18 protein-coding genes, 2 tRNA genes and 2 rRNA genes (1 of these 22 only partly in view) are annotated in these 22,505 nt (G+C 30.6%); 9 read left to right on the forward strand and 13 right to left on the reverse strand.

The annotated features are described in order from the left end of the window. The 5 genes from IFB02_RS02080 to IFB02_RS02100 all read right to left on the reverse strand — a co-directional run. Positions 1-491, reverse strand: a 23S ribosomal RNA gene (locus IFB02_RS02080) (it extends 2,327 nt beyond the left edge of the window). Between the two features lie 105 nt (positions 492-596). Next, a tRNA-Ala gene (locus IFB02_RS02085) sits at positions 597-670 on the reverse strand. Positions 671-745: 75 nt separating this feature from the next. Then, positions 746-819 (reverse strand) — tRNA-Ile (locus IFB02_RS02090). Between the two features lie 65 nt (positions 820-884). Continuing rightward, a 16S ribosomal RNA gene (locus IFB02_RS02095) occupies positions 885-2,408 on the reverse strand. The 16S and 23S rRNA genes sit together here with 2 tRNA genes alongside, the layout of an rRNA operon. 517 nt (positions 2,409-2,925) lie before the next feature. Further along, a complete protein-coding gene (locus IFB02_RS02100) occupies positions 2,926-4,893 on the reverse strand; it encodes a putative porin (RefSeq protein WP_106686702.1) in 1,968 nt (655 codons plus the stop codon). 125 nt (positions 4,894-5,018) lie between these two features. Here IFB02_RS02100 and IFB02_RS02105 point away from each other — a divergent pair, with 125 nt between their 5' ends. From IFB02_RS02105 to IFB02_RS02115, 3 genes are read left to right on the forward strand one after another with little or no spacing between them, the layout of a single operon-like run. After that, entirely contained in the window at positions 5,019-5,618 is a 600-nt protein-coding gene (locus tag IFB02_RS02105; protein ID WP_106686701.1) for a ribonuclease HII, read from the forward strand. A gap of 35 nt (positions 5,619-5,653) precedes the next feature. After that, positions 5,654-8,062: a DUF3352 domain-containing protein gene (locus IFB02_RS02110; protein WP_106686700.1), complete on the forward strand. Its 2,409-nt coding sequence runs from the start codon at positions 5,654-5,656 to the stop codon at positions 8,060-8,062. Positions 8,063-8,070: 8 nt separating this feature from the next. Beyond that, positions 8,071-9,120, forward strand: a complete 1,050-nt coding sequence (locus IFB02_RS02115; protein ID WP_106686699.1) for a nucleoid-associated protein — start codon at positions 8,071-8,073, stop codon at positions 9,118-9,120. A 36-nt stretch (positions 9,121-9,156) separates the two neighbouring features. Here the strand turns inward: IFB02_RS02115 and lipB are convergent, their stop codons facing one another. Together lipB and IFB02_RS02125 are read right to left on the reverse strand one after the other, a co-directional pair. Further along, complete coding sequence (gene lipB / locus IFB02_RS02120) at positions 9,157-9,867, reverse strand: lipoyl(octanoyl) transferase LipB (RefSeq protein WP_106686698.1); 711 nt, start codon at positions 9,865-9,867, stop codon at positions 9,157-9,159. Between the two features lie 39 nt (positions 9,868-9,906). Further along, entirely contained in the window at positions 9,907-10,065 is a 159-nt protein-coding gene (locus tag IFB02_RS02125; protein ID WP_106686697.1) for a YqaE/Pmp3 family membrane protein, read from the reverse strand. Between the two features lie 165 nt (positions 10,066-10,230). Here IFB02_RS02125 and lysS point away from each other — a divergent pair, with 165 nt between their 5' ends. Further along, positions 10,231-11,925, forward strand: a complete 1,695-nt coding sequence (gene lysS, locus IFB02_RS02130) for a lysine--tRNA ligase (RefSeq protein ID WP_106686696.1) — start codon at positions 10,231-10,233, stop codon at positions 11,923-11,925. Positions 11,926-11,946: 21 nt separating this feature from the next. Next, positions 11,947-13,503: a hypothetical protein gene (locus IFB02_RS02135; RefSeq protein ID WP_106686695.1), complete on the forward strand. Its 1,557-nt coding sequence runs from the start codon at positions 11,947-11,949 to the stop codon at positions 13,501-13,503. Between the two features lie 60 nt (positions 13,504-13,563). Here the strand turns inward: IFB02_RS02135 and IFB02_RS02140 are convergent, their stop codons facing one another. Genes IFB02_RS02140 through IFB02_RS02150 form a run of 3 tightly spaced genes read right to left on the reverse strand, consistent with a single transcriptional unit; the run spans position 13,564 to position 14,718 of the window. Further along, a complete protein-coding gene (locus IFB02_RS02140; RefSeq protein WP_106686694.1) occupies positions 13,564-14,046 on the reverse strand; it encodes a hypothetical protein in 483 nt (160 codons plus the stop codon). A 44-nt stretch (positions 14,047-14,090) separates the two neighbouring features. Then, complete coding sequence (locus IFB02_RS02145; protein WP_106686693.1) at positions 14,091-14,558, reverse strand: hypothetical protein; 468 nt, start codon at positions 14,556-14,558, stop codon at positions 14,091-14,093. 1 nt (position 14,559) lies between these two features. After that, complete coding sequence (locus tag IFB02_RS02150; protein WP_158256250.1) at positions 14,560-14,718, reverse strand: hypothetical protein; 159 nt, start codon at positions 14,716-14,718, stop codon at positions 14,560-14,562. Between the two features lie 151 nt (positions 14,719-14,869). On the opposite strand from IFB02_RS02150, the gene IFB02_RS02155 reads away from it, so the two are divergent. The 3 genes from IFB02_RS02155 (at position 14,870) to IFB02_RS02165 (ending at position 17,436) form a co-directional block, all read left to right on the forward strand. Then, positions 14,870-16,378: a hypothetical protein gene (locus IFB02_RS02155; protein WP_106686692.1), complete on the forward strand. Its 1,509-nt coding sequence runs from the start codon at positions 14,870-14,872 to the stop codon at positions 16,376-16,378. A 75-nt stretch (positions 16,379-16,453) separates the two neighbouring features. Next, positions 16,454-16,942 carry a hypothetical protein gene (locus IFB02_RS02160; protein WP_191072979.1) on the forward strand — a complete coding sequence of 163 codons (489 nt, stop codon included), beginning with the start codon at positions 16,454-16,456 and terminating at the stop codon, positions 16,940-16,942. 137 nt (positions 16,943-17,079) lie between these two features. After that, entirely contained in the window at positions 17,080-17,436 is a 357-nt protein-coding gene (locus tag IFB02_RS02165) for a hypothetical protein (RefSeq protein ID WP_106686691.1), read from the forward strand. Between the two features lie 73 nt (positions 17,437-17,509). Here IFB02_RS02165 and hemL read toward each other — a convergent pair whose 3' ends face one another. The 3 genes from hemL to IFB02_RS02180 are packed head-to-tail and all read right to left on the reverse strand — an operon-like array spanning position 17,510 to position 20,530. Next, positions 17,510-18,793 (reverse strand): glutamate-1-semialdehyde 2,1-aminomutase, encoded by a 1,284-nt coding sequence (gene hemL, locus IFB02_RS02170; protein ID WP_106686690.1) that lies wholly within the window; start codon positions 18,791-18,793, stop codon positions 17,510-17,512. A gap of 4 nt (positions 18,794-18,797) precedes the next feature. Beyond that, positions 18,798-19,607 (reverse strand): glucosaminidase domain-containing protein, encoded by an 810-nt coding sequence (locus IFB02_RS02175; protein WP_106686689.1) that lies wholly within the window; start codon positions 19,605-19,607, stop codon positions 18,798-18,800. Beyond that, positions 19,604-20,530 (reverse strand): 1-aminocyclopropane-1-carboxylate deaminase/D-cysteine desulfhydrase, encoded by a 927-nt coding sequence (locus IFB02_RS02180; RefSeq protein WP_106686688.1) that lies wholly within the window; start codon positions 20,528-20,530, stop codon positions 19,604-19,606. Before IFB02_RS02180 ends, IFB02_RS02175 begins: the two co-directional genes overlap by 4 nt. A gap of 261 nt (positions 20,531-20,791) precedes the next feature. Here IFB02_RS02180 and IFB02_RS02185 point away from each other — a divergent pair, with 261 nt between their 5' ends. Continuing rightward, positions 20,792-22,480 (forward strand): hypothetical protein, encoded by a 1,689-nt coding sequence (locus IFB02_RS02185; RefSeq protein ID WP_106686687.1) that lies wholly within the window; start codon positions 20,792-20,794, stop codon positions 22,478-22,480. The last annotated feature ends 25 nt before the right edge of the window (positions 22,481-22,505 follow it).

Consider the following 22,505-nt stretch of genomic DNA (forward strand, 5'->3'; position numbering starts at 1 on the left):
CCCTCACGGTACTAGTTCACTATCGGTCTCTCAGGAGTATTTAGCCTTATCGGATGGTCCCGACAGATTCACACAGGGTTACACGTGCCCCGCGCTACTCAGGATACCACTATCTTATTAAACTTTACCTATACTGGACTATCACCATCTATGGTTACTTTTTCCAAAGTATTCTAATTAGGTTTAATTTGAATATTGTGGTCCTACAACCCCAATATTGCCGCAACAATACTGGTTTGGGCTAATCCGCGTTCGCTCGCCACTACTAACGGAATCACTTTTGTTTTCTTTTCCTCCGGGTACTTAGATGTTTCAGTTCTCCGGGTTAGCTTCCTTTCGGATAATACATCTTCAATGTATTAGGTTGCCCCATTCGGAAATTTACGGATCAATTTGTATGTGCCAATACCCGTAACTTATCGCAGCTTATCACGTCCTTCATCGCCTCTGAGAGCCTAGGCATTCCCCATACGCTCTTATTTAGCTTATTGTACTTTTTGTTCTTTAATGAGTTTACTCGTTACATTAATAAATAAATATTTATTAAAATTATTTTTTTCAATATGTCAATGAACTTTATCAAACCTAATTGATTGTGGAGAATATCGGAGTCGAACCGATGACCTCCTGCGTGCAAGGCAGGCGCTCTAGCCAGCTGAGCTAATTCCCCATACACTAGTAGTTAGTATACAGTAGTCAGTAGTTAAAACTTAACTACTACTCAACTTCTAGAATTTCCTATTAGTAGTCTCAGGCAGACTCGAACTGCCGACCTCTACATTATCAGTGTAGCGCTCTAACCAGCTGAGCTATGAGACTCTACTATAATAGATACAAATTAACAGCTTAAGAATAAATCAATTAAAACAAGAACAGTTCTCTAGAAAGGAGGTGTTCCAGCCGCACCTTCCGGTACGGCTACCTTGTTACGACTTAGCCCTAGTTACCGATTTTACCCTAGGCCGCTCCTTTCGGTGACGGACTTCAGGCACTCCCAGCTTCCATGGCTTGACGGGCGGTGTGTACAAGGCCCGGGAACGTATTCACCGCATCATGGCTGATATGCGATTACTAGCGATTCCAGCTTCACGGAGTCGAGTTGCAGACTCCGATCCGAACTGTGATAGGGTTTATAGATTCGCTCTTTCTCGCGAAATGGCTGCTCTCTGTCCCTACCATTGTAGCACGTGTGTAGCCCAGGACGTAAGGGCCGTGATGATTTGACGTCATCCCCACCTTCCTCACGGTTTGCACCGGCAGTCTTGCTAGAGTTCCCGACATTACTCGCTGGCAACTAACAACAGGGGTTGCGCTCGTTATAGGACTTAACCTGACACCTCACGGCACGAGCTGACGACAACCATGCAGCACCTTGTGATTTGTCCGAAGAAAACTCTATCTCTAAAGCTGTCAAACCACATTTAAGCCCTGGTAAGGTTCCTCGCGTATCATCGAATTAAACCACATGCTCCACCGCTTGTGCGGGCCCCCGTCAATTCCTTTGAGTTTCATTCTTGCGAACGTACTCCCCAGGTGGGTCACTTATCACTTTCGCTTAGCCACTCAATCCGAAAACCGAACAGCTAGTGACCATCGTTTACGGCGTGGACTACCAGGGTATCTAATCCTGTTCGCTCCCCACGCTTTCGTCCATCAGTGTCAGTATATTATTAGTAATCTGCCTTCGCAATTGGTATTCTATGTAATATCTATGCATTTCACCGCTACACTACATATTCTAACTACTTCATAACAACTCAAGACAACCAGTATCAAAGGCAATTCTACAGTTAAGCTGCAGGATTTCACCTCTGACTTAATTATCCACCTACGGACCCTTTAAACCCAATGATTCCGGATAACGCTTGGATCCTCCGTATTACCGCGGCTGCTGGCACGGAGTTAGCCGATCCTTATTCTTACAGTACCGTCAAGCCTCTACACGTAGAGATGTTTCTTCCTGTATAAAAGCAGTTTACAACCCATAGGGCAGTCTTCCTGCACGCGGCATGGCTGGATCAGAGTTGCCTCCATTGTCCAATATTCCTCACTGCTGCCTCCCGTAGGAGTCTGGTCCGTGTCTCAGTACCAGTGTGGGGGATCTCCCTCTCAGGACCCCTATCTATCGTTGCCTTGGTATGCCGTTACCACACCAACTAGCTAATAGAACGCATGCTCATCTTTTGCCGTAATCTTTAATACTTTCTCGATGCCAAGTAAGTATACTATAAGGTATTAATCCAAATTTCTCTGGGCTATCCCTTAGCAAAAGGTAGATTGCATACGCGTTACGCACCCGTTCGCCGGTCGTCAGCAAAAAAGCAAGCTTTTTTCTGTTACCCCTCGACTTGCATGTGTTAAGCCTGCCGCTAGCGTTCATCCTGAGCCAGGATCAAACTCTTCATCGTTAAATTTTAAATATTATTAACTGTTTAATCTTGACTTCAAATGATTTATTCTTCTTTGTTGCTTTAGCCGTTTCCAACTAAAACTTACGCTGTCAATTCAATATGTTTATGAACTTTGTTTTTTATTTCTTAAGGCGTTTATCTCCTAAGCGGGTGCAAATATATGTCAAGTTTTTTTATCTCGCAAATTATTTTTTAATTTTTTTTAAAAAATAATTTTTAACTCGTTTTGCACTTCAATATTTCCTCTAGAACTTTCCGTTAAACTACCGCCGCTTTCGCTAAACATGTAATTGTTTCGGGCTGCAAATATAAAACCCTTTTTTAATTCTACAACACTTTTTTTAATCTTTTTTTCGACTTTTTTTTAAGCAACAACCAAAACCCTTTACTAACAACTACTTAGACCTTAAATTTATTTCTGTTTTTTTTCAAACCTATATCCTCTTTATTATTTCTTAACATTATTTATCATAGTTAATAGATCTTTTAATGGTTTGTCATAGGGTTTATAATACTACATAAAGAAATTCCAAACTAATCCGAATCTTATAGAAAAATCTCTGTATGGTTGGTTTGGCGCTGAATAATAATTGTAACCTGTAAATTCTGAATTAAAATGTTCTGCTTTAAAAAAGATTCTTGTCTGTCTTATTTTCGCATTTATAAAAAAATCGAATCTTGGAAATCCTCCAAACTGATTTTCATTTTGAACATAGAACTCTGACAACAATGGATCATAAGCGTTCATATTATATTTAGTGAAATAATTAAATATAACTCCTGTTTGTAGATACATTGCTTTTTTAAATAAATGATTTGAATAGTATAATGTATTTCTGGTAACTATTTGCGGAACATTTAATGTATTGTTTGAATTTGACACCTGTTGATAAAGGACAGTGTTATCTAAACCAAAGTTTCTATACTTTATTTCTTTTTGGAGTTTTACCTTAAGATAGGTTATTGTTTGATTATTTTGAAAAGGTTTGACTCCTTCGTTTTCATCTTTGGAAAAATAAACATAATCTGTAATTGTACTGAGATCTGCTTGTAGGTTTAAATATTTATTAGAATTAATTTTAGCCGATAGCGTTTGCGTCTTAATATTATTAAAATTGTTTCTCCAATTATAATTTACATAATCACTTTGATATAGTATTGTATTAAAATTTGGTGCTACACTATGATGACTTATACCTGCATTAATGTTTAGATCTTCATTTAACTTATACCCTGCTGTTGCTGTTATAGAATTGGAATCAAAATCTCCTAATATATTAATAGATGCATTTCCTTGTAAATTAAACCCTTTATAAGACTTAGCATATTTAGCGCCTAAGGACACTATATCTCCTTTTAATCTATTAGGAATGTAACCAGAATCTAAAAACAACACTTGATCATACCCGTAATTATAATTTTGATGACTAGCATTTAATTGTAGTTTTCCTATTATATTATTATGGTAGTCTACTTTTACTTGATTATATAGGTTTTCGTACTCAGTTCTATCTTTTAAATTTGACGTTCTAAAGGCGTCTCCAAAAAAATCATTTCGTCTAGTCTGTTCGAAGGTGTATATTTTATCTTCTAATTTTAAAATATGCCCCAATTGAATTTTATTATTCTGAATTGAATCGTTTCCTTTGACAAGGTCATAAGTGTGATTCAAATAAAAACGTTTACCAAGAAATAATCCTTCAGCATTTTCAAAATTAACTTCAAATACACCTCGATCTGTAAAATCTTCGTCTCCAGTTTCAAAAAAGACAATATTATCATCTGCTAATCCACCATTCTCTTCGTTCAATACATCTTGAGATGTAAAATGCATATTAACTATATACCTATTATCTTTAGTTTTATAACTTGAAGTTATTCTTAAATTACCTGTGCTTGACAAGGTGTTTTGGTAAAATCCTAAAGATCGCATTCCTTTATAGGCTATTGACACATTAAATTGTTTTGACGTGTTTACTGTGAATAAAGCATCTAATTGCTGACCTTGGGTAAAAGCTGTCTTATAATATATCTCTGTTAAAGGTGTTGGCACATGATAATAATTAACATCGTCTGCATTTAAATAATTAAAATGCTTTGCAGTTGCACCAAATTCTGGAACTAAATTTTCTTCATTAAAACTATACGTAAGACTATTATAGGTTTGACCAACGTTAGCAAAAGGCATTAAACCAAACTCATCTTTACGTAAATAATTAAATTTGTATTCCTTTTTAATTGACAATGTTGTATCTACATAGGTTGTATCTCTTGCCGAAGAAATAATTAAGTAATCTATTATCTCTGTATCTTCAAACTTTACTTTTTTACCATTTTTATTAGAATTTCCAAAATTTAAAGAGTCCATCAAAGCTTCATCTTCTTTTTTGGTTTTTACTGTACCTTTACCTCCTAATTTTCTTTGTCCAAATGCAAAACTTGAAATTAGCACTATTATTAAGGTGAAAATTATTTTTTTCATTAATTGCTGACTATTTTAGTCCTTTATAATTTAGTAATGCCAAAAATAGGAAAACTTTATGGTTATTTACTCTATATATTAATGGTACATCTTTTATTAAAACGATTAAACTTTTATTTTATTAAATGCTGAAATTAAATTTTTCTGGAAATTTATTAGAATGTGGCACTGATGAAGCTGGTCGTGGTTGTCTTGCTGGACCTGTAACTGCAGCTGCTGTAATTTTAAATGACGATTTTAAAAACAACATTCTAAACGACTCTAAACAAATAAGCGAAAAAAAAAGAGACCTTTTAAGACCTATTATAGAAAATGAAGCTTTGTGTTTTGGATTTTCACATATTTATCCAGAAAAAATAGACGAGATTAATATTTTAAATGCTTCGATTTTGGCAATGCATAACTCTATTGAAGCGTTAGCAAAAATTCCAGAGTTTATTATTGTAGATGGTAATAAGTTTAAACCTTTTAAAACCATTCCTCATGAAACTATAATAAAAGGTGATGGTAAATTTTTAAGTATTGCAGCAGCATCTGTTCTTGCAAAAACTTATAGAGATGAATATATGAATAAAATTCATGAAGAATATCCAATGTACAACTGGAAACAAAATAAAGGTTATCCAACCAAACAACACAGAGAAGCAATTATTAAATATGGTATAACAAAATACCATCGTAAATCTTTTAGACTATTACCTGAACAATTGAAATTAGATTTGTAAGTTTCTATATTTGTACAAATATCCTATTCCATTTTATGAAACATCTTTGGCAACTACTGCTTTGTAGCATTTTATTTATAGCTTGCAATAACGATTCTAAAAAAAATAAGTCTACAGATTTTATTTCAGAAAGCGCTTCTATTGTTTTTAGCGTTAATAATATAGAAGGCTTTACTTCTAATCTATCTAATAATAGCTTTTTAAATTCGTTTAAAAACACCAATACTTACAATCAATATAAGACGCTTAACGTTTTAAAAAATATTAAAACCAAACATCCTATATATATAGGTATAGAGAATGATAGTACTTTTACATTTAGTTTTAGCACAAAATATACTGACTCGCTAATTAAAACGGATAGTGTAAACATAAAAAACATTAGTTTTAATAAAATTGATTTCACACAATTATCTTTAGACAAGTCTATACTTTATACTACTAAAATAGATAGTATTATTATTGGTAGTAACAACAAAACACTACTATATAATCTAGCTACATCAAAAAGTAAAGCAAAACACTTTCAAAACAGTATAGCAATTCAAGATAAATCGGCAGCATTTTCTGTTATTATAAATGAAAACTCTACAATTAAAACACCATTTTTCAATCAAAAGCTAACCCTAAATTCGTTTACTAATTATATATCTTTAGATGCAGATGTGTCTCAAGATCAAATAATATTAAACGGTATTACAAAAGGTACCGATAGCACTAAAAGTTTAATTAATGTATTTAAAAACACAAATGCACAAAGTAATGCAATAGCCAATATTGCACCATCAAACAGTAATGGTTTTTTAAGTATTACGTATAAAAACTACCTTACGTTTAATAAAAATCTAAATACTTTTAATCACACAAAAGATACTTTGGTTAATCCTTTATTAAAACATAGTATTGAATTTGGCGAAGTGTACTTTAACGATAGTAATCTTTTTATAATTAATAGCGAAGATATTATAGCTACTAAAGAAGCGCTACTAAACCAACAAAATATTGCAGAAGACTACCGCAACGTAACTATTTACAATTACAATAATCCTAATATATTTAATGACAGTTTATCGCCTTTTATTATAAATGTTACAGCAAATAACTACTGTATATTAGATCAATTTGTGGTATTTGGTAATTCTACTGAAGCTTTAGAAAACGTCATAGCTAATTACCAAAACCAAACCACATTTAGTAGTAGAGAATATTATAAAAATGTTGTATCAAAAGTTAGCACAGACGCTTCGATATTACAGGCACTAACTCCAGAAAGTCTTTCTCATACTTTTCAGCAAAATTTAAATAGCGCTAAAGATTTCAACTTTAAAGATTACAAAACTTCAGTATTACAATTTATTTACGATCGTGATTTTGCTCATGTTAACGCTGTAATAAATAAAGCAAAACAGAATTATCGTGATCAGACAATTTCAGAAGTCTTTAATATTTCATTAGAAAACGAAATTTTAAACAATCCGCAATTTGTTACAAACCATCAAAGCAAACAAAAAGAAATTATAGCCCAAGACATTAATAATAAATTGTACTTAATCTCTAACAACGGTAAAATTATATGGACAAAACAAATAGATGAAGCAATCTTAGGTCGCGTTAATCAAATAGACATGTATAAAAATGGCAGATTACAATTAGCTTTTGCTACAAAAAACCATGTATACATTTTAGATAGAAACGGTAAAGATGTTGATAATTTTCCTTTAAAATTTAAAGATGAAATCACACAACCGTTAGCAGTGTTTGATTATGATAAAAGAAAAAAATATAGATTATTTGTTACGCAAAACAATTCAGTTTTAGTTTATGATATTAAAGGTAAACCCGTAAAAGGTTTTGACTTTAATAAAACTAAATCTCCAATACTAACTACACCTAAACATATTAGAATTGGCACTAAAGACTACATAGTAATTAAAACCGAAAACAAATTACACATTGTGTCACGACGTGGTAAAACAAGAGTAACGCCTAAAACTAGTTTGACTTTCTCTAATCAACCTGTTTTTGAATATAAAAATGGATTTACTACTACGACTAAAGATGGTAAACTAGTATTAATTTCTACTAATGGAAGTGTACAAATACTAAACACAAATTTAAAACCTAACCACAGCATTGTAAGTACTACTCAAACTATGGTTACTCAATCGGATAATCTTTTAAATATAAAGGACAAAACATTAGAACTAGATTTGGCTAACTACACAAATGCCAACCTATTTTACATCAATAATAAAATCTACATTTCTATAACAGATACGCAAAACCAAAAAGTACTTTTATACGATAGCAATGCAGAATTACTAAAAAACTTTCCGGTATACGGTACATCTGCAATAGATTTAGATCAAATAGACAAGGACAACAAACTAGAATTTGTAACCAAAGGAGACAAAAACAACATATTAGTTTATAAAATTAATTAATAGCACTAATGATAAACCGTAACAAAGCCAGCATACTTAAATGTATAATCCACAAAGTTGGTAATAAACATAATGATACAAAAAATGCATTTTCTGAAAACGAACTTCAGTTTGATGAAGACAGTTACAATCTAATGTTACCCTTTTTACTTAGACCATTTACCAGTTTAGTGCAAAGTCATAGATTTAATCATCATGCTAATATCGAATTAAACGAAATTAACGCGTATACCAAACAAATATTTAGCGACGATACAGCATTTGTAGACACATCTGTAAACATAGTAAAACATTTATACGAGCAATCTACAAGTGCGCAAATAAAAACTGGAGATGTAATTGTTGCCTATATAGATGGTATAGAATATAACGAAATGGTTATAGATGCTGTAGGTATTTTTAAAATTGAAAATAAAACCAGTTTCTTCCAAACCTATTTAGAAAATAACAGTTACGACGTTTTAGTACAAAAAGGAATTAACGCCAAAAAAGTAGACAAAGGTTGTTTAATTTTAAACACAGGTGATGCCGAAGGTAAAGTTGTACTAACTGTAGACAACAATAATTACGATGCTGCATATTGGACCGATAAGTTTTTAAACATAAAATATGCAGACGATTATAATAGTCATACCCAAAACTATTTAGAATTATGTAAAGAGTTCTCTACAGAAGTTATAAAAACCAGTTACGGATCTAAAGAAAGAAATGACTTTTTAGCCAAAACCATAGACTTTTTTAAAGAAAATGAAATTATAAATGTAGAGCGTTTTAAAGAAGAAATCTTTGAAGAAGACAAACACATAGATTTATTTGAAAGCTATAAAAAAGATTTTGAAGCCGAACAAAACGTAATTATCAGAAATCAATTTGATGTTTCAGAAAAAGTTCTAAATAAAGAAAAAAAGAAAATTAAAACCGAAATTAAACTAGATACACACATTCAAATAAAATTAGATATCGATGCACCAGACGCAGCAAGCGAACATCTAGAACGCGGTTATGATGAAGACAAAAAAATGCATTATTATAAAGTTTACTTTAATGCAGAAGGATAACAAAAAAGCGATTTGAAAATTCAAATCGCTTTTTATTTATACTGTTTCTTTTATAAACTCAGCTTCAAACAAAGTTTCAAAATGATTAAGTAATTTTTCTTTTACTTCAGCTTCATTAACTTCTTTTACACCTAATTCAACATTTAAAGAGGTAACTGCTTTTCCTCTAATACCACAAGGAATAATATTATCAAAGTAGCCCAAATTAGCATTTACATTAAGTGCAAAACCATGCATTGTTACCCATCTACTTGCACGTACGCCCATTGCGCAAATTTTACGAGCAAACGGTGTACCAACATCTAGCCAAACACCAGTTTCGCCTTCACTACGTGTAGCTTCTAAACCGTATTCTTTTAAAGTTAAAATAATAACTTCTTCTAGAAAGCGTAAGTATTTATGTATATCTGTAAAAAAATTATCTAAATCTAATATTGGGTAACCTACAATTTGTCCTGGTCCATGATAGGTAATATCTCCGCCTCTATTTATTTTATAAAACGTAGCTCCTTTTTCTTCTAGCTGTTTTTCATCTAAAAGTAAATTAGACATATCTCCGCTTTTTCCTAATGTATATACATGCGGATGTTCTACAAAAAGAAAATAATTTGGTGTTTCTAACCCAGCTGCTTCTCTTCTATTCTTAATTTTAGTATCTAAAATTCCTTTAAATAAAACCTCTTGATAATCCCAAGTGTCTTTATAATCTTTAAATCCAAGGTCTTCTAATATAATAGACTTGTTCAATGTATATATACTTTATAAGTTTAAATGCAAAGATACAATTTATCTATTAGGATTGTTTACAATAATTAAGGCTGCAATTGTACCTGGTATCCAACCTAAACACCATAAAATAAAAACAATTAAAATAGATCCGCATCCTTTATCTAAAACTGCTAAAGGCGGAAAAAAAATGCATAATAATACGCGCCAAAGTGACATAATTTAAAAAATTGATTGATGATTAACTATAAGACGTGATTATTCTAATAATGTTACATTATTTAAAAATCACTTCAAATCTATACTAACCAAACACTTAAAAAATAGTTTTATTTGCTCCTATTATATATTATCTTTGCCAGCTAAATTTATATACATATACATATGTCACAATTATCTGAGCAAGAACTTGTACGAAGAGAAAAACTAGGCAAATTAAAAGCACTTGGAATTAATCCTTATCCTGCAGATTTATATCCTGTAACCGAAAATTCTAAACACATTAAATCTGAATTTAAAGAAGGTAAACAGGTGACAATTGCTGGTCGTTTAATGAGTCGTCGTATTCAAGGAAATGCCAGTTTTGCCGAGCTACAAGATAGCGAAGGTCGTATTCAAGTATATTTTAATAGAGACGAAATTTGTACTAGCGAAGACAAAACAAAATACAACACTGTTTACAAAAAATTACTTGACATAGGTGATTTTATTGGTATAGAAGGCGAGCTTTTCACCACTAAAGTTGGTGAAAAAACAGTGTTAGTAAAAAACTTTACCTTATTAAGTAAAGCATTAAAACCTTTACCATTACCAAAAGTAGATGCCGAAGGTAATATTCATGATAAATTTGACGATCCAGAATTACGTTACCGCCAACGTTATGCAGATTTAGTAGTTAACCCAAAAGTTAAAGACGTATTTGTAAAACGTACTAAATTGTTTAACGCTATGCGTCAATTTTTTAATAACTCTGGTTATTTTGAAGTTGAAACTCCAATCTTACAACCAATTCCAGGTGGAGCTGCTGCACGACCATTTATAACACATCACAACAGTTTAGACATTCCTTTATATATGAGAATTGCTAACGAGTTATATTTAAAACGATTAATTGTTGGTGGTTTTGAAGGTGTTTATGAGTTTTCTAAAAACTTCCGTAACGAAGGTATGGATCGTACACACAATCCAGAATTTACCGCTATGGAAATTTACGTAGCTTACAAAGACTACAACTGGATGATGGATTTTTGCGAGCAATTATTAGAACATTGTGCAACAGCTGTAAACGGAACAACAAAAGCAACATTTGGCAAACACGAAATAGACTTTAAAGCACCATACGCAAGAGTGACTATGGCAGACTCTATAAAACATTTTACTGGTTTTGATATTACTGGTAAAACAGAAGCTGAAATTAGACAAGCTGCAAAAGACATGGGTATTGAAGTTGATGATACCATGGGTAAAGGAAAGTTAATTGACGAAATTTTTGGAGAAAAATGTGAAGGCAATTACATCCAACCAACATTTATCACAGATTACCCAAAGGAAATGAGTCCGTTGTGTAAAGAACACCGTGATAATCCTGAATTAACAGAACGTTTTGAACTTATGGTTTGCGGTAAAGAAATCGCAAATGCCTATTCAGAGCTTAACGATCCTATTGATCAAAAAGAACGTTTTGAACACCAATTAAAATTAGCAGAAAAAGGAGACGATGAAGCTACCGAGTTTATAGACTACGACTTTTTACGTGCTTTAGAATATGGTATGCCACCAACATCGGGTATGGGAATTGGTATGGACAGATTAATTATGTTTTTAACCAATAACCAATCTATACAAGAAGTATTGTTTTTTCCTCAAATGAAACCTGAGAAAAAAGCAGTACCAATGTCGGATGAAGAAAAAGCAGTTTTTGCAATCTTAAAGGCAAACAACCCAATAGATCTTAACGCGCTTAAATCTCAATCTGGATTAAGTAATAAAAAATGGGACAAAACCATAAAAGGCTTAACCAAATTAGGCGTTGCGAAAGTGAACAAAACAGACGAAGGTTTGTTTGTTGAGATGGTGTGATTATAGATATACTAAAAAATTATGAAAAAAATTCTTTTACTCTTTTTACTTATTCTAAATTTTAATTTAGTGATTAGTCAAAATTCAACCTCATATGAAGCTGAAATTATTAATGAGTATAAGAAAGATTCTATAAATTATGATTTTTTAGCCTCTTTAAGTGTTATAGATTCTAATACAACAAAACAATCTGTTGAAAAATACAAAGAAACACTTAATACATTAATTAATAATCTGCCTCCAGAAGAGAATAGTGACAGGAAAGAGATTAAAAGAATAAAAAAAATCTACGACATTATTCATAAATCTTTATTCATTAAATATGAAGAAATTGCTTATTTTCCTCAAATCTTTGAAGACGGAACTTACAACTGTGTTACGGCTACAGCTATATACGTTTATGTTTTTGATAAATTAAAAATTCCGTATATAATTAAAGAAAACCCTGGTCATGTCTTTTTAATTGCTTACCCCAAAAAACATAAAATAATACTAGAGACAACTGCTCCAGGAAGCTATGGATTTAGCATACCGAAAGATTCTGATGTAGAAGAAGTCGTTGAAGAACTAATAAAACTAAAATTAGTTACCCAGCAAGAAGTAGATAATACAGGTATTGGAAAAACATACATGAATTATTTTTATGGTAAAGAGTCTTTAGATAAATCAGCCTTAGTAGGAATGCAATACTACAATAAAGGATTAACATATTACATGAATGAAGACTTTAAAAAAGCACAAATAAACATTCAAAAGTCATTAACTTTTTATCCTTATGCTTTGTCAAAGTTTTTAAATAAAAGTTTGGTAATACTAAATCTAGATAAAACAGAATTAAATACATTAGAAAATGTAAAAAAAGTTGCTGAAGCTTTTTCTATGTTAGAATATGACAAAGATTTTAACGATATAGACATCAAACATTATCTTTATAAAATTACAGATCATGATGATAATGACTTAACATTTATTGAAAAAACAATACCTATTTTATCTAATTTCAAAAACAAGCAACTTAACAACAACAATAAAACTTTCTTATATGAATATTTAACAAGAAAGAATGGACTTAATGAAAACGCTGATGAAGTACTTAGAATATCAGATTCACTTTTAAAAATTAATCCTAAAAATAAATTCTCTAAAGAAAGTGTAAGACTTGCTCTTTATCAAAAATTAAGACTTTTACCATATTCAGAAGATAATTTTGATTTAATAGATAACTATGAAAAAAAGTATACTTTCATAAAAGGTGACAAAAAAATAGACACTTATAAAGCATTTCTTTTCTCTAAAGGTATAGAAGAAAATCTAAGTAACAACAAAATAGATTTTGCTGAAAAACAATTAGATAGTTTTCATCAACTAATTGCTAAACTTGTTAAAAATGACGACTTGTTAATTCCCCAAGACAACGTAACTTATATCTATGTCAAAGCAGGAAAATATTACTACAGAAATGATTTAAATAAAAAAGCATTAGATATATTAAATAAAGGTCTTGAGCTTTTCCCTGAGGACAGGGAAATAAAAAAAATTATTAGTTGGGTAGACGATAAGATTAATAATAGATATTAAATAAAAACCTCGCAACAAAAGCTACGAGGTTTAATTAGGTTAGCAAACGCTTACCAATCATCAAAACAAAAAGATCATATATACAATAATACCTTCTGCAATTCCTGTGATGATAGACATTCCTAAGATGTCTTTTATTTTACTTTTTAAAAAAAACACAGCGCTTAAAATAGCCATTATTGCTGCTAATAAGATTTCTAAAGCATCAATTTTTGATAGAAAATAAGTAATCCCTGTAAAACTTGCAGTAATAGTTATAGTTAATAAACCAAACTTTATTATTTCTTGTTTGGAGTAGTTTCCTTCTTTAAATCCATTTCTTATATCTCTTAAAATAGACAAAATAAATAACAATGGTACCACCGATAAAAAAGGAGCAAAAATAACCTTTATGCCTTTTTCTATCTGCAACCCATTATAAGTGAAAAATGCAATAGCTGTAAACGCTAATAAGCCAGTTACAATAATAGATTGATACGTAAATAATGTTTCTCTTTTAGTTGTATTATCCGACGGTTTTGAAATTTTTGATAATAAATCCATAATATTTGTTTTTGATGATTTTTAAAATTGTTTCTATAATTTGATTAAACCGATAAGAAAAATACGTGTATCGCTAAGGATAACAGTATTCCACTTAAAATTCCATTTACTTTTAAATTGTTATACAATAAATAATTTAAGACATAACTACTAATGGTTGTACTATTTATAAGATGAGCAAAAATTAAATGGTCTTCTAGTTTTTGACCAGTTAGATACTCTATTAACTGCATAAAACATATAAACACAATAACTGTAAACAGTAATAATAAAGTAGCAGGTTTTTGATTTTTCAACTTATATTCATTAGTGTTTTTTGGTAAAAAATGTTCTATTAAAATAAATCTGGTAAAGAATAAGAGTGGCAACGGAAAAAGTATTGAGGCTATAATTTTTATAATATCCTTTAACGTTTTAATCTCGTCATACCCTAAAAACACCAGATATATAAATACTAAAACAGAAACACCAATGGTGACTAAAAAAGCAGTATTTAGTTGTTTAGATTTCATGCTAATATCCTAAACAAGTAATATCTGTAGCGTTATATCCTATCAATGCCGTTACAACATTATCATAACTTTCAGAAATTTTAAGTCTTATAGACTTTGCATTAAATATTACTGTACTTAAAAGGCTTAATAAAATGAAGGTTTTAATTATTGATCTCATAATATTCTGTTTTGTTGATTACAAAGCAAAGATGAGGCGCAATAAAGGGTTACAAAACACAAATTGATTTAATTACTGACGATATATTTTAATAATTATACCCAATAATTATTATATTTATTAAATAAGAATATTTTTTACTGACGATTAAATGACAGATTTAAATCAATTGGTTTTTTCTTTTTCTAAGGAAGAGCAGCAACAATTCATTAATTACCTTTCAAAAAAGAACAAAAGAAAAGACACAAAAAACATTGAGCTATTTAAGCTTTTACAACAAACTGACGACTCTAAAATAATTTGCAACACATTATACAAAAAGCAAAATAAGGCTGCATATCATGCATTAAGAAAACGCTTGTATCAATCGGTTATAGATTTTATAGCTAATAAAAATTTAGATGAAGAAAATTCAATAGACATGCAATTAATTAAATTATTAATTGTAGCTAGAGCTTGCTTGTCTAAAAAACAATATAAAACAGCATACCATTTACTAGATAAGGCAACAATTATTGCAGAAGACCATGCATTGTTTTCAATATTAAATGAAATATATCATACCAAAATTCAATATTCCTACACTTATTCAAAAGTCGATTTAGATAGTCTAATTTCTGCATTTAAAACTAATCAAAAAAACACTTATCTAGAGGGACAATTAAACATGGTTTATGCAAAAATCAGACAACAACTTAATGCTTATGCATATAACGGCGAAATTTTTGATTTCGAAAAACTCATAGATAAAACCTTAAAAGATCATGATATTACTTTAGAAAACGCTGTTACTTTTAAAGCCTTATATCAAATAATGAGTATTGTAAGTCTTTCAGCTTTTGTTACTAATGATTATTATAAGATTGAAAGTTTTCTATTAAAAACATACGATAAAATTAAACATCATAAAAATAAAATTAAGCAACCTTATTATCACATTCAGGTATTATATATGATAGCTAACACCTTATTTAGAAATAAAAAACTTGAAGCTGCATCACAATTTCTCCTAAAAATGAAAAACCAATTAACAGACCATAAAAAGAAGTATTACAATACTTTTATCTTAAAACACAACTTATTAAAAAGCCTCATATTTAACTTCGCCAACCAACAAGACGATGCTATTATACTTTTAGAAAAGAGCACCAAAATAAAACATGATGATATTGAAAGCTCACTTGACATACATTTAAGTTTAGCAATGTTTTATATTCAAAATCAAAATTTAAAAGCTTCAAAAAAAATAACCTCAAAATTTTATCACACTGATTCCTATTACGAAAGCAAAGCAGGAAAAGATTGGATTATTAAAAAAAACTTATTAGACATTATATTAAATATAGAATTAGGAAATATAAATTTAGTAGAGTCTAGAATTTTAAGTTTTAAAAGAAATTATAGTACATACCTAAAACAAATTAGTCAGCAAAGAGTATTAACTTTTTTAAAATTAGTAGAAACATATTATAAACAACCTGAATCTGTTTCTACTAAAAATTTTAAAGAAACAGTAGAACAATCTTTTAAATGGATAGAACCAGAACGCGAAGATATTTTTGTAATGAGTTTTTATGCTTGGCTAAAAAGCAAAATGGAAAAACAAGATTTATATACTACCACTTTAAACTTAGTAGAACTAGCTAAACCTGTTAATTAATTCACAAAAACAAAAACACATTAAACCTTTTCACTTTTTAGAGGTCAAAGCAGTAAATAACTTAAAACAAAATAGATGAAAAAATTATTAGTAATAGCATTGGCGTTGATAGCATTTCAAGCAAATGCACAGGAACAAAACAAAGACTCTAGAAAAGGACGTGAGCACAAAATGATGCAATTAGAGCCACAAGAAATGGCAGAGCTTCAAACTAAAAAAATGACATTACATTTAGATTTAACCGAAGCACAACAATCTAAAATAATGGCTTTAAATTTAGAACAAGCAAAAGAAAGAAAAGCTTTTATGGAGCAACGTAAAGCTGCAAAAGAAGAAGGAAAAACTCCAACAAAAGAAGACAGATTAAAATTTGAAAACAAAAAATTAGATGCACAAATTGCTCATAAGAAAAAAATGAAAAGCATCTTAAACGAAGAGCAATATAAAAAGTGGGAAACCATGCAAGAAAAAAGAGCTCATCAAAGAGGAAGATTAAAATCTAAAATGAGACATGGAAAACGCATGGAAGAAAAAAAGATGGAGTCTGAAATGTCGAAAGATTAATCAAATGCGTTAATTTTTTAAAAATAATTCACCATTAAAAGAAAAAAAGTACTGATTATCTAATCAGTACTTTTTTATTTGTAAATTTTCTTTAAAAAACGTTACTTTACAAGACAATTAATTAACTATTACTACAAATGAAAAAATTATTTACGCTTTGTCTTTTTGCTTTTGGTTTTTTATTAACTAGCCAAACAGCTACTGCACAACAAAAGTTTAGTGAAGATGTAAACCAAACTGCTAAACAAAAAACTATCGAATATTCTAGATTACTTAAAGCAGATCAAACTACACAAGATGCAATGTTTGATGCATTTAGAGAATATTATGATAAAACTAACACTTTAAACAACTCTTTTAGAGTAGGAACTACAGATTATAACGAGCTACAATCTAAAATTAATAAGCGTTTATTAACTAGTCTTGAAGCTACATTAAACGAAGAACAGTTTGTAAAATATCTTGAAATTACAGATCAAATAAAAGACGAGTAGTAAGTATTATTATAACTTAATAAAAAAATCCGATGAAGTTTTCATCGGATTTTTTTGTTCTATTTTATTCAAATTATAAAGTCTTAGAGACTTTATCACAAGCTTCGATTGTTTTATCTAAATCTTCGTAAGATAAAGCATCATTTAAAAACCAACTTTCAAAAGCACTTGGTGCGATATATACACCTTCATTTAACATACCATGAAAGAATTTTTTAAACGTGTCGTTATTTCCTTTTGCAGAAGTTTCAAAATCTACAACTTCTTCTTCACAAAAATGTACCGAAATCATAGAACCTAATCTATTAATGGTATGATTTACATTATTAGCTTTTAATACTCTTGCTAAACCTTCGTGTAGATATTGTGTTTTCTTATTCAAACTTTCAAAAACATCGTCGCTATTTAATTCTTTAAGCATTGCTAATCCTGCAGCCATAGCCAATGGATTACCACTTAATGTACCAGCTTGATAAACTGGACCTAAAGGCGCAAGATGATTCATAATTTCATTTCTTGCAGCAAATGCACCAACTGGTAATCCGCCACCAATTACTTTCCCAAAGCAAACAATGTCGGCATCAATTCCTAATAGTTCTTGTGCACCACCTTTTGCTAATCTAAAACCTGTCATAACCTCGTCAAACACTAATAATATATTATTTGTGTCACACAACATTCTTAAGCCTTCTAAAAAACCAGGTTTTGGTGGTATACAACCCATATTTCCTGCAACTGGCTCTAGGATTATACAAGCAATTTCATCTTTATTAGCTTCAATTAATGCTTTGACGTTATCCAAATCATTATATGTTGCCAACAATGTGTCTTTTGCTGTTCCTTTAGTTACACCAGGACTATTTGGCGAACCAAAAGTAACGGCTCCGCTACCTGCTTGTATTAAAAACGAATCTGAATGACCATGATAACATCCAGCAAATTTGATTATTTTTTCTTTTTTTGTGTAGCCACGTGCTAATCTTACAGCACTCATACATGCTTCTGTACCAGAATTTACAAATCTAATTTTATCAATATTTGGCACCATTGATACTGCTAGCTCTGCAATTTTAGTTTCAATTTCTGTAGGCATTCCAAAAGAGGTTCCTTTTTTAGCTTTTTCTATAACTGCATTTATTACAGGTTCGTGCGCATGCCCAAGTATCATTGGTCCCCATGAAGCGATGTAATCTATTAATGTATTTCCATCTTCATCATACAAATATGCTCCTTTGGCTTCTTTTACAAATATTGGCGTTCCGCCAACTGCTTTAAATGCTCTTACAGGACTGTTTACTCCACCAGGAATTACTTGTTCTGCTTCTACAAATAATGCGCTACTTCTTTTATAAATCATTAAATTAAAAATCTTTAGGTATTGGTTTTACATAAAGGACTTGACCTACAAAAAGATCGTTTGTTTCTAGTCCGTTTAGTGATTTTAGTTCTGAGACAGAAATGTTATATTTTTTAGATAAAGAATATAATGTATCTCCTTTATTAACAATATGTTTATCGTTATTAGCTGTTGCTTTACCTAAAACTTCAGCATCAAATCTGTGTAGTTGGTAACGTTCTATTAAACTAATTAATTTATCAGGGTATTTTCTATCTGTTGCATAGCCAGCTTTTCTTAACTCTATAGCCCAATTTTTATAATCGTCTTTTTCTAATGTGAATAATACAGAATATCGCTTTCTTTCTTTTAAAAATAAAGAATGATCTCTAAAAGAATATTTAGAGTTTTTATATTTTCTAAAACACTCTTGAGAAGCATCGTCGTCATGGTAAATTTTAGCACCTGTCCATCCATGACATTTAATTCCGAAGTGATTATTAGCTTCTACAGATAATCGTCCTTGACCAGAAGCAGACTCTAAAATACCTTGTGCTAAAGTGATACTAGCAGGTATACCATAGTTACGCATTTCGTCCTGAGCGATATCACTGTAAATTGCGATATATTCTTCAGTTTTATTAGCGTATACTTCCGGCGTATTAGGTTTTATAACTTCAACAACAACTTCCTTTTCTTTTGGTGTTTCAACTTTAGGTGTTGTTTTTACAATAACTTTTGGTGATGATTTTCTTTTTTTTGTGGTCACTTTTTTTGAAGATCCACAAGCTACCAATATAAGAGCTATTAAAAAATAGGAGAATATTTTGTTCATTGATCCAATGTAATTAACGGTTTATTTTGCTGTTTTAGTTTTAGATTCATACCAGAAATCCCTTGTAATCCACCGGTATGAATAGCTAATATTTTTGTATTGGGTTTAAAATAACCATTTTTAATCATTTCAAATAATCCGTAAAACATTTTTCCTGTATATATCGGATCTAATTGGATGTTTGTATTAGATTTAAATGAATTAATAAAAGTTATTAATTGATCATTTATTTTTCCGTAACCACCAAAATGATAATCGGTAATTAATTCCCAATTTTTTGTATTGGCAAATTTACTAATATCTTTATTTAAAAAGTCACCTTTTAAAGACGAAAAACCTAAAACTTTTTGTTGATCACAAGTAGAGTTGATAATACCTGATATCGTACCGCCTGTTCCAACAGAACAACATACAAAATCGTACACTTTATCATTAGGTTGTAAAATCTCTTCACATCCTTTAATTGCTAAATTATTAGTTCCTCCTTCTGGGATTAAATAAAAATCACCAAATTTTAGTTTTAATTTATTTATAAAATTCTGCGTGTTTTTTAACTTGTAATCTGCTCTAGACACAAAAATTAACTTCATCCCACATAATTTTGCATATTTAAGTGTTGGGTTTGTTTCAATTTTATGTGACAACTCTTCTCCTCTAATTACACCAATAGTATTAATATTACTCAATTTACCTGCTTCTGCTACTGCAGCAATATGATTAGAAAATGCACCTCCAAAAGTTAATAAGGAAGGACTTTGTTTTGACCTAGCTTCTAAAATATTATACTTTAATTTTCTGAATTTATTCCCCGAAATATAAGGATGAATTTGATCTTCTCTTTTAACGTCTAAGATCACATTTTTAGCAAATGATAAATTTATAGATTGATTGTAAGAAATTTGCGTACTGTTAAAAAAATTCATTTTGATATAAATTTAACTCAAATGTAACATATAATATTTAACTTAGTGGTCTTCAATAGGATGAAAAACACTAAATCGAATATTCACTCGACTAATTTAAGAAATTAACACGATTTTAATATTTTATTAATAATCAATTACTTACAAAAATAAGTAGAAAATTCCTATGTATTTTAACGGTTTTAACCACAGTTCATCCAAAAAATAAAAATTTTAAATATATATTCGTGTATTAATAAATGTAAATTCCCCCAAATTGACATGAAAAAAAATACTCGATTCAATGGGTTTCTAGTTGCCCTATTTTTTTGCTTTTCAACTCAGATTTTTGCACAAGTTGGTGTTGGTACAACTACACCAAGAGGCGCTTTAGATATTTCATCTTCAGATCAAGGATTTATTCCTCCTCAAGTTGCTTTAACAGCTTTAAACGTTGCTGCACCAGTTGTAAACCCACAAGGTGGAGCTTTAACACCTGGTACAACTGTTTGGAACACAAACACTGCAGGTGCTATACCTAACAATGTATCTCCTGGTATGTATTATTGGGATGGGACTAGATGGGTTTCTTTAGCAGGATCTCCAGGTGGATTAGATTGGTCTATTATTGGAAATGGAGGAATTGATGGTGGAGTTACTGGTGTTACAGGTGTTACTGCTACACAAGGAACACATTTTATTGGTACCTACGATGCTACAAATTTTGACATAAGAACTTCTGGATTACATGCTGCTCGTGTTTCGTCTTTAGGTGAATTTTTTATCGGTGCGTTAGAAACTGTATTACCTGGAGATTTAATGAATGGTGTAAGTGAAGGAAACGCTCTTTTTCCTTGGGCAATAAATGGATACACAGATCAAGATGGTGCTGGAGTATACGGTAGCATTACTGGCGGCAATACTTTTTATGCTGGTGTTCAAGGTGAATATAATGGTACAAACCCAATTGGAGCAGGTGTAAGAGGTATAATAGCTAATACAACAGCAGGTACAGATTTCAATAACGTTATAGCTGGTGTTAAAGGTGATGGTTCAATAACACCTACCAGCCAAGGTGCTTATAAATTTGGAGTAGCAGGAAGAGGCGGTTTTACTAGAAGAAGTGGCGGTCTTTTTGGTGACGATTTTGGAGTTGGAAGAGCAGCTATAGGTTATTGGGCTAATAATGGAAATGATTATGGTGTATATTCATTTGGTACAACTAGAGGTAATGGCGGTGCTGGAGGTAGACTAGCAAATAATAATATTGATACTTCTATCGGAATGGGTATATATGGAGGTGTTGTTGGAGGTTGGATTAAAGGTTATGAATATGGTACAATAAGTAAAGGAGATAGATTTGCTAATTACAACATGGGAAAAACGATTACTAATGAAAGTTTTATCGTTTTAGACAAGAAAAATGATGGAAGTAAAAATGTAACATATGCAACAACTTCAATGAGTATTGATATCCAAAATAAAGGTGTTGGAAAATTATCACAAGGAGAATCTAAAATTTATTTTGACAGAAAATATTCAGAAACCATTGATGAAAAAAAGCCTATAATAGTAACAGTAACACCAATTGGAGAAAGCAATGGTGTTTATATAACTTCTGTTGACAAAGATGGTTTTACAGTAAAAGAAAACAATAATGGTAACTCTAATGTTTCATTTAATTGGATTTCAATAGCAGAGAAAAAAGTAAACTTTGAAAATGTTTCTCCTGAAGTGTTGTCAAATAATTTTGATAATAATTTAGATCAATTAATGCATAATGACGAAACTGATGGAGGAAAAGGTATTTGGTCTGAAAATGGAAATATTCAATTTGCTGAAGAAATTCCATTAAATCCGATTAAGGAAAATAATATGAAAAATATTATCGAAACAAAAAGAAAAGGTAAAAGAACGCCTAAAAAAGAAAATTTAAGAGCTTCTCAACTTAAAGAATTACAAAAAAATTAAAATATTTTCAACTAGAACAATCATT

It is taken from the genome of Mesoflavibacter profundi, assembly GCF_014764305.1.
GTDB lineage: Bacteria > Bacteroidota > Bacteroidia > Flavobacteriales > Flavobacteriaceae > Mesoflavibacter > Mesoflavibacter profundi.